Source organism: Bradyrhizobium sp. AC87j1 (assembly GCF_002936975.1).
Classification (GTDB): domain Bacteria; phylum Pseudomonadota; class Alphaproteobacteria; order Rhizobiales; family Xanthobacteraceae; genus Bradyrhizobium; species Bradyrhizobium shewense.
In genome coordinates this window covers 57,198-66,626 of record NZ_PTFE01000042.1, presented here as the reverse complement: position 1 = coordinate 66,626, position 9,429 = coordinate 57,198, and the positions used below count along the sequence as shown (strand labels likewise).

Here is a 9,429-nt window from a genome sequence, read left to right as displayed (position 1 = left end):
GGTAGCCCCGTGCCACCCCCGCCCCGCCAATGTAAAGCTCGCCCACCGCGCCGAACGGCACGGGCGCGCCATGGCCATCCAACAGGTACACCCGCGTGTTGGCGATTGGACGCCCGACGTGAGGCATCTGGGGCCAACATGACGGATCAGCTGCAAGGTGGTGCTCGGAAATGACGCTGATTTCCGTGGAGCCATATTGATTGATCAATCTCGCGTTCGGGTGTGCTTCGAAGAACGCTCTAAGCAATGGAGTGGCCTGCAATCGCTCGCCGGCTGTATAAAGCTCTCTTAAAGAGGGCAGCTGCACGCGCTGCGTGCTCCAGACTTCCGCAAAATGATTCAATGCCACGAACGGGAGGAAAAGCCGCTCGATCGCCTCCCGCTCTGCAAACTCCAGCAGGTCGGAGAAGCGCCTCCGGGTCTCTTCCCGCAGGAGCACAAGCACTCCGCCATCCTTCCAACAGATGAACAATTCCTGGCAGGACACATCGAAGTTCAGGGTCGCGAATTGAAGTGTGCGCAGTTTTGACGTGCCAATCCCCGCAAGCGAATTCACAAGCGCGCCATGGGACATTTCAACGCCCTTGGGGATTCCGGTTGATCCGGAGGTATAGATGACATAGGCGAGATGGCGCGATGTGAGGCCAAGCGTGCCCGGGTCCGGGTTCGAAGCCGGCCGCTCGCCCCAAGTCGAGGTCGCCGTCTCCAGATTGACCACCGTCACATCGGCCACGGCTTCGGCGCCCAATGCAGTTCGACCGGCGACATCGCAAAGCAGCAGTTTCGGTTTTGCATCGTCGACAATCTGCCGCAGGCGCGCTGACGGATAAGCCGGATCTAGCGGCAGATAGGCGCCGCCAGCCTTCAGGATCGCCAAGAGACCAACCACGATCGCTAGGCTGCGTTCCAGGCAGATCGCCACCGGTTGGTCCGGCTTGACCCCGAGCTCGATCAGATAATGCGCCAGCCGGTTGGCCCGCGCATTGAGTTCGCCATAGCTCAGTCTCTCCTTCTCATGGACCACGGCAACCGCTTCCGGGGCCTTTTGCACCTGCGCCTCGAACAGCTCATGGATACATCGCTCAAACGAATAAGGCGCCGCCGTCCGATTCAAATCCTCAAGTAGATACCTGCGCTCGTCAGTCGGCAGAATGTCAATTCGGCCGACAGACTGCCCCGCATCGTCCATCACGCCTCGTAACAAAGCTTGCAAATGCTGCGTCATGCGGTCGATCTGCTTGGGCGTTAATCGAGCGGCATCAAAATGCCAGCGGAAGCTCCCATCCAGAGCGCGAACCTCAAAGGTCAGCAAATCGCCGCATAAGGCTTGGCCATCCTTGTAACTCGTCGTCAGATCGTCGGCGACGGAACAGCTCTCTGTCGTGATGGCAATGCCGATCGGCCAAGGCTGGCGCGACCGTAACGCCTCCACACTTCGCAATGTCGGGCAGCGCGCGATAAGATCTCGGGCAAAGCTAGCGTGCGCCCCCAGCTGAGCGACTTCGGCCGCTACGGTTTTGCGCACTTCTTCAAAATCGAGACCAAGTCCGATGCAAACATCCATCGGCACGACGGAGGCGATCAACACCTCGACGAGTTTGGAGCCAGTTTGCAATCCATCACATGCAGGCTTCCATCCCAGTTGAAATTCTTTTTCCCCCGTCATGCGAGCGAGATAGATCAGCCAAGCCGTTACCAGATATTCCGACCGATCTTGTGGGGAAAGTTGAGCCAAAGCGCTTGGCCTAAACCACGAACCCGACTGCCATCGGGACGGCGCCGCAGCCACGGAGGATGACACGAAAGGAGGATGCAATCTTCTAAACTGCTCGAGCCGCCGTCGCCAAAACTTCTCCCCGCGCGCCAGCAGTTCATGTGCGCCAGATAAGTTCTGCACCTGTTCATCGCTCATTCCGCATCACCAAATATGGTGCCGGCAGTATCGCAGCTGCCACTCAACGCGTCAGCGCTTCTGGTAAGCGTTCTCATCAAATGACTTTTCCTCTATGGCGTCCTTTAGAGGATTACGCATGTATCGTGCCAAAGGTGAAATCGAGTGCGATCGCTGCGATCGTCACAGCGGTGCTATGTCAGCTGTCCAACAGCGTCGCCAGACATCGTACAACTGAGCGCACCATTAATCGGCACAAGCCCCCCGCCCGCATGGCCTTCCGGACAAGCCTGGAATCCCAAAGTAATTTGTCAGCTCAGCCGAACCGCATCGCGCGCGCCTTCGCAAAGCCGGGACAAAGAAGTTTTTCTGAGGTCCGCGCGTGCGGTACGGGGCAGTGCTGGATGGCTCGAGTAAATGTTTCTCGCAATTAGCGGCAGTTCATATTGGATTTGCGTTTCTTCACAACGCTCAATACGCGGAGCCTGCAGGGTCGTCGAGCTTGTGGCGTTCGGTTCCGGTGAGGGGCGGGTTGAAGATGCTAACGAGGATCATGTCCTTGTCCCGTCCCCCGCGCAGGAGATGCTTGTCATGCTTGTCAAGGACATACATGTCGCCCCGGCGAATGGGAAAGACATTGCCATCCATGTCCTCGACCTCGCCCTCTCCGCCGATGCAGTAGCAGGCTTCGAGATGATTCCGGTATTGCAGAAGAGAAACGGTGTTAGCGCGCACGACGGTGTGGCAGATGCTAAAACCCATGCCGTCCTTATCCGTCAGGAGGCGGTGGCTAGTACCATTGCCCCAATCGACGAAGTGATCGGTTGCTTCAACCTCGTGCAGGCTACGCACAATCATAGTGTTCGATTGCTCCGTCCAGGTTGAAGTGATTGATCCAAAGGCTGGAGGCGGTTGTTCTGCCCCGGTACTGCGATCTCTCTGTCGCGCGGCCGACTGTGATCTCCGTCGAAAAACCCCGCCGCCGGTTGCTGAGAACCCGTGCAGTAGCCCTAAGGGATTGACTAGACGCAAAAGCCCTGCCACTCGCCCCACATCGACTATTAAAACTATAGACGCGAGGGTGTTTCGCAGCCGAGCCCGATCGGCGCGTACCGGCTTGATGCTCCACCTTGGTACCGCCGCTTACCATTCTCTTCCCCAGAATGCTGCTGGAGGCATTGCCGACGACATGAACTCTCTGCAGTCGCAGATTTGGCAAGTCGTTTCCTTCCTTCGTTGCCTTGCCTCTCGCCGCGAATGCGGTTTCCGAGCGTGTCAGCTAGGAGAGCAAATCTCATGCCGTGGTGGCAAACCGATGAAAGATAGAAGTTGCGGCTGTCTCAGCTGGCTAGCGAGTGAGAACGATTTGGCTGGGCGTGTAGCCAATCTAACAAACTGCCGAGATATTGGCCGAATACAAACAGGTCCGCGAGCAAGAACCGGTCGAACAGCGCGGACCGTCAAGATCCCCAAACCGCTTCCGCGCTTTAGAAGTTGCAAACTACTCCTGGCGTCACTAGAAAACATGTTGTGAACGTCGGAAATTTTGGCACAAGCTGCGCCGCCCTGTGGCTGCCCTCTGAGTTGTTTCTCTTTTTCGCAACCTTGCGCTTCCGCTTCCGAGCTCTGGCCGCCGATTTAGCAGACTTTGACGTGGAGGGAGCGGGAGAGCCGCGACCGAATTGAGCGCGTTGCGACGATCTCTGACGTATCTCGTCCCCGCGCGCGCCACAAATTTGAGAAATCGGTCGCTTATCCCGAACACCTGTAGCTTCCAAACAATCAAGAGCCGCTGCACCAGCTTCTCGCGGTGAACGGCAGACAGACCGGGGCGCGAGCGAGAGACAGCTTCCACATGCAGCTGCGCCACCAAAGCTCGGGCGAGCGCGCGGAATGCTTCTTGAGGTTCATGCTCGGACGCCTCAAATGCGCACTCGGTGACCTTATCGGATATAATTCGGGTTCGAATGCCGTGACCAGCCCGCTCGTCGCGATGACAGTGACACGAGGCCGCTCGCTCGCGCGACCATTTTGGTTCGTTGGGTCGCGTGCGCAGTCCCAGACACACTCTAATATATTGATCTTGAATTAGATTCCATCGACGCAGCTGGAGCGCCCCTCAGTAGAACTGAGGTCCCACCGCGCCCCCGCGCAAGTCAGCAGATCACGCCGCCGGGGTCCGGAACGCGCGCGCGGTTCGCGGCTCCTCGCCTAGCTTGCCGGCATGTCCGCCCCCTTCCGAAGGCTAAACGCGAGCGGGAAGGTCTCGGCCGAAAGAGACTCGAGCGCGGTCTGCTCTTCGAGCAGGCGGTTTTCGATGAACTGACGTTCGACATCCGACAGGTTCGACTTCAGCAGGCGACGATAGCGGTGGATGTTGTCACGGTGAGCACGAATGCAGGCCAAAACTTTATCGAGCATCCTGGACGCTCCTGACGTCGTCGCAATCTCTACGAAGAGATGTTCAGGCGGGCATGTCGTCGGTCAACGCGCCGCTGTCATCGCATCACGGAAGCCGTTCGGCAGGAGGATAAGAACCGTGGCAGCTCTTGAAATCATTCCTCCAGCTAGCCTAGCATTTCCATCGCGACGATCCGCAGCCTTTTTGGCTCGCCATACGCCGTCTTTCTGCTCGGCCAGTCCCTCAAACAGAGCTGGACGCTTGTGAAGCGCGAGGAATAGTCGGTCACGCCCCGGGTGCCGGACGCTTGTCGCCAACAAGCTCGCCCGTCAGTACTCTCTCCCGGCGGGCTGAACATCATTTGCCGATGTGCTATACGCTTCTTCGTTGAGAACAGCTTTGTTTGAGAGTTTCGATGTCTCTTTCGATTGGATTGATTGTGGACGGCTATGTGAAACTAAACGACCGCAGCGCGCTGGAGAACCTTCTGACGCATCGGCGGGAGCTACTGCAGCAGTTGAACTGCGTTACCGGAATTGATCCGAAGCCAGCGATCGCTCAGGTCAGTCAAGATATCACAGTGATCGAAAGGGCACTTGCGGCGCTCGCACAGGAGTAAACAGCAACGGCGCACCGGCTCGCGTGAGTTGACGGGTTTCGGCGCCGAACACTGATTTCGCCCGCGTTTGCGGCTGGAGTGTTACAGCACGACGCCTCACCGGCATCGTGGCGCGCAAGGATGCGTGCGCCAAGGCTTGGATGCGCTGCCTTTTGTGCGAGCTGCTCTCTTCTTTCAACCCTCGGCCGCTCGCAGCGAGCAAAGTGCCAACCGATTCACATATGCAAATGCGGGGCGGCGGCTTGCATGGGCCTATCGTGACGTATCGTGGTAATGAACGGGGGTACTAAGATTGACAGACGGCGCTTGTTCGCAAAACAGATTCTTTGTGCGGAAGGGCGGGAAGGGTTGGATGGTTTATGATCGGGAACGTAAGGGCCCAGCGCTGATTGGAACCAGCTTGGCAGCCAATCTAACCATTGGACAAGCCGAACGGACAAAGCAGATGCTCACCGCTTCGCGGGAAAACAAGGTCTGATCTTGAGCAGAGCATCGAGATGCCAGGTTGTGTGATCGTTCGAGCCTGCACATGCGATGGGCGTAAGAGCGTATCAACTCCCGCCGCCAGGAACGCTCGAGCGCAACGATACGACACTTCGCCGAAATCTCCATCGCACAAACGTCCCGTTGGACGCGTGGTTGACGAACACCGCATGCCGCTTCTCAATCGGCACACCGACCACCCGCACGCTGGTGAATGTCGCCCAGAAATGAACAATGAACTTCAAGCGCGGAGCCTTCGCGTCCTCTGCGCGCGAAAGGATGCGCCATGACAATGCTCCATCGGATAACGCGCATCATGTGTGACGTTGGCCCGCCATCGATTTGTGACCACGATACAGTCCTGAGAGCTGGTCAGATCGCTACGCCGCAGGCGACGCGATTAGATCTATCGCCACATCGTTGGTGCTTTCGAAAGAGCTTCCTGACCGATCTGTTTAAGCAGATCGGGGCGCGTCTCACCTCTGGTGGCGGCCTCCAGGATTTTGGAGGCAACGTAGGCGCGGACGCCGGCGTCATACGGTGAGACGTTCTCGCAAACCTCATCCAGGATCGTGCGCAGGAGCGCGGTCGTGGCACCGTCCAGCATTGGGAGATCTCCCTCACCCCATCGAGGAAGATAATGGGCATTTGCTGGACCGCAACGCAAGACATCAGACCGTATGAGGCTTCGCGACTGCGGGTCACCCGATTTTCACGGAGGAGCAATGTCCAGCATCTCTGCGATGGCTGATCCATTGCAGCAGCTCGCTTGATCGACCTGCTTTAGTTTTCTCGTCGCCCCTCTCGGCTTAACAGACAAGCTTGGCAGGGCTCAGAGCCTAAGTTGACACCCCGCGGTCATGCTCTGAGATGACGTAGTGCATGCTCGGCCATCTATTGCGCGCCGGACTGGCTGGCCGGCTGCGGCAGGCCAATGTTCGGACCCTGCTAGTTCGTTGCCGACCTCATCAGGTTCAATTGCCGCCAGAGGATTTGTCGCTTATCGAGCCTGCTGCGTCCAACCAAGCCCGAGCGCTTCGCATCCTGCACTGTAGAGGGACATCGCGATCAATTGTTGCGGCGAAGCATATCTTTGCCTCAAAAGCCGGCGCCCGCCCCATGTCTGGCGACGAAATCGCGCGAGATCCGACGCCCACCCTCAGTGACCCGTGACTCGCTCCCCTAGGCGCTCTTGGCGATCTTCGGCCTTACGCAGCTTGATCGGGGAGTAATTTCGCGGTTATAGGCGTGTGGCTATTGATCCACAATCGCACGTATTGGCAGCACACGATTTTGAGCGATCCTCCTTTGGGAATGCCCGCTTGCAGGCGGGTGATCTCAGTAGCGACTTGCGTGTTCGACATATAAGCCTGGTGTAGCTGAAGGACCCCAGCACGGACACGCGAGCGTCGTGTGAAAATACATCGGGGTCGCTGCCGCAATGCAGGATTTGAGCGCGGGAGCGCGGCTCATCCCATTAATCGATATTGCCATTTTGTTACAGTCTCCGCCCGGAGCAATCACATGCAGCCCGGGGCGGCATATTCCGCGGCCACATTGTGAGCCATTACTGCAACTGAGCATGAGGCATGAGCGAGATGGCGTCGCCGAAAGCGCCGTCCATCTGCGAGCTGGGCCCGAGCCCTTGGCAGGGAGTGAGCTAACACACCAGCCCATCCGAGTGCTGCATGTGAAACGCTCCGATCTGACGTCGAGGCGCCTCGTTCAGGAAAGAGAAGCGCCTGGGCTGTTCAGATTTTCTGCTGTGTTTGTCAAATAGGAAAGGGAGCTACATGAATCATCTTGGCAGCAGCCGACGTCCCACAACATCTGTGATGACGGCCGAACAGCACGAGCTTGAGCGCTGCAAGCAGGAGATTGCGCGCCTCAAACAACTCGTTGCACGACTTTCTGAGATTGCTTTGCGCAACGTCGTAGAACGCGCGCAAAGCGGTCGGAATGTCCCGGGGCGTCTGAGCGAGCCGCCGAAGTCATAATACGGAAAGCGACCTCGCACTTGGCTGCTCTCGGCAGAGTGGAGCGGCCCCGCTCTCGCTCCACTTGTCAGCGGCAGGGCCAATCAACCGACATCAAGAGCTCGAGCGCGGGCAGTTGTTCAGGAGAAGGAGCAATTTCGGATCGCGTTGGAGAGCTCTTCAGGATGTTGAGGATTTCAAGGCTAGCTGATCGGGTTCGGCTGCTTCTGAGCGCAGTCGCTTGCGGATCTGGCTAGCTAGGTCAGGACTACATTGTCGATCAACCGAGTCGAGCCCACGTACGCTGCGACACAGAGCACCGCCGGATAGCGCAGAGGGCTCTCGGCAATCCTGAGGGTCCCAGCGTCGACAAGCTTAAGGTACTGGAGTCGATCGACCCTTTCCAAATGCTTTCTTGCAAGCGCAATCAGCGTTGACGCCTCCCGCTCCCCTGAGGCAAACTCTTGGGCTGCGGCGAACAAGCCACGGCTGATCGCAAGGCTCCGACCACGTTCTTCCGGGCTGAGATAACGGTTGCGACTGCTCATTGCCAGCCCGTCGGGCTCCCGCACGGTCGGCACGGTGACGATCTCGATCGGCATATTCAGATCAACCGTCATGCGGCGTATCACAGCGCATTGCTGAAAATCCTTCTGTCCAAAGTACGCGGCGTCCGGCTGCACCATGTTGAATAGCTTGCAGACGACAGTCGCGACACCACGAAAATGTCCGGGCCTGAAACCTCCGCAGAGCGGTTCTGCGAGTTCGCCCGGCTCGACAAATATCTCAAACTGAGCCGGATAGATCTCCTCTGCACTTGGCGCGAAGATGATGGAGACCCCGGCACTACGGCACAAGGCTTCATCGCGGGCGAAGTCCCGAGGGTACCTGCTGAGATCCTCATTTGGGCCGAACTGAGTGGGGTTGACGAAGATGCTAACGACAGTTACGTCGCAGTGTCCACGGCTAGCCGAGATCAGGGACAGGTGGCCGTCGTGCAGGTATCCCATCGTCGGAACGAACCCGATGCGCTTATCGGAGTTGCGGACGTCTGCAAGGGCCCGACGCAGCTCAGCGACCTTCGTAATGACTTGCATTTCTTACCCTTGATTCAGGTGGAATTGGAGGGCACCCAGTTGGCGATGGCATGGCGAAGCTGATCGGGAAGCCGATAGCACTCCTCTGAGCCCGGGAATGCACCTTTGCGGATATCGGCAGCCCAGCGCGACAGCGCCTCCTGGAACAGCTCGAATCCATTTGTATAGGCACGAACGAATTTGGGGCGATGGCCTTCGGTTAGCCCCAAGACATCATGGAACACGAGGACTTGGCCCGAGCAATCAGCTCCTGCTCCGATCCCGATGGTGGGTATCGTGAGAAATTCGGTCGCTCGCGCGGCGAGCTCGGCAGGAATCCCCTCCAGGACCAGGGCGAAACAGCCGGCTTCCTGCAGACGGTGCGCGTCATCGAGCAGGCGCAAGGCGGTATCCGTCGTCCTTCCCTGCACCTTGAATCCACCCATGACGTTGACGCTCTGCGGGGTCAGACCGAGATGCCCCATCACAGGAATTTCGCAATCGACCAAGGCGCGTACCATGTCGACGCGTTTGGCACCACCCTCGAGTTTCACAGCATCGGCGCCACGCTGCAGAAACCCGCCTGCATTGCGAATCGTATCTTCAGAACCGACATGAAAGCTCAGAAAGGGCATGTCGGCCACAAGCAGGGCATGAGGCCTCGTGCGCGCAACAGCCTCCAGGTGATGATTCATCATGGCCACGCTGACGGGCAGCGTGTTGTCGAATCCCAGGCAGACGTTTCCGACGCTATCGCCGACCAGGATGATATCGACAATGGGATCCGCGATGCGCGCCGCAACCGCATCGTAGGCGGTGGTCATCACGACACGACGTCCTTCATCCTTCCACTGCTGCAATGCCGGAATCGTGACACGCTCTAGAGGCTGCTCTGAACTGTGGCTCATATTGAATCCGCTCCCACACACCGTCGGCGCTTCCTAGAGAACGCAGGAGAAACCTGTCAATGGCATGGAGGATGG

General features: G+C 58.2%; 7 protein-coding genes. 1 reads left to right on the top strand and 6 read right to left on the bottom strand.

The genetic code is table 11. From position 1 onward, the window contains the following. The 3 genes from CV770_RS21785 to CV770_RS21770 all read right to left on the bottom strand — a co-directional run. Positions 1-1,912, bottom strand: a 1,912-nt coding sequence (locus CV770_RS21785; protein ID WP_146101331.1) for an AMP-binding protein, incomplete at its 3' end; no start/stop codon positions are given. 450 nt (positions 1,913-2,362) lie between these two features. Next, positions 2,363-2,749: an ectoine synthase gene (locus CV770_RS21775; protein ID WP_104463793.1), complete on the bottom strand. Its 387-nt coding sequence runs from the start codon at positions 2,747-2,749 to the stop codon at positions 2,363-2,365. Positions 2,750-4,102: 1,353 nt separating this feature from the next. Further along, entirely contained in the window at positions 4,103-4,312 is a 210-nt protein-coding gene (locus CV770_RS21770) for a hypothetical protein (protein WP_201759973.1), read from the bottom strand. Between the two features lie 395 nt (positions 4,313-4,707). On the opposite strand from CV770_RS21770, the gene CV770_RS21765 reads away from it, so the two are divergent. Then, the gene (locus CV770_RS21765; RefSeq protein WP_104463792.1) at positions 4,708-4,911 is read left to right on the top strand and encodes a hypothetical protein; all 204 of its coding nucleotides are present in this window, start codon (positions 4,708-4,710) and stop codon (positions 4,909-4,911) included. 889 nt (positions 4,912-5,800) lie between these two features. Here the strand turns inward: CV770_RS21765 and CV770_RS21760 are convergent. The 3 genes from CV770_RS21760 to panB all read right to left on the bottom strand — a co-directional run bounded on the left by CV770_RS21760 (position 5,801) and on the right by panB (position 9,354). Further along, on the bottom strand, positions 5,801-6,001 hold the full coding sequence (locus tag CV770_RS21760; RefSeq protein WP_104463791.1) for a hypothetical protein: 201 nt from the start codon (positions 5,999-6,001) through the stop codon (positions 5,801-5,803). A gap of 1,626 nt (positions 6,002-7,627) precedes the next feature. After that, positions 7,628-8,467: a pantoate--beta-alanine ligase gene (gene panC, locus CV770_RS21750; protein ID WP_104463789.1), complete on the bottom strand. Its 840-nt coding sequence runs from the start codon at positions 8,465-8,467 to the stop codon at positions 7,628-7,630. Positions 8,468-8,481: 14 nt separating this feature from the next. Continuing rightward, positions 8,482-9,354: a 3-methyl-2-oxobutanoate hydroxymethyltransferase gene (gene panB / locus CV770_RS21745; protein WP_104463788.1), complete on the bottom strand. Its 873-nt coding sequence runs from the start codon at positions 9,352-9,354 to the stop codon at positions 8,482-8,484. Between the last annotated feature and the right edge of the window lie 75 nt (positions 9,355-9,429).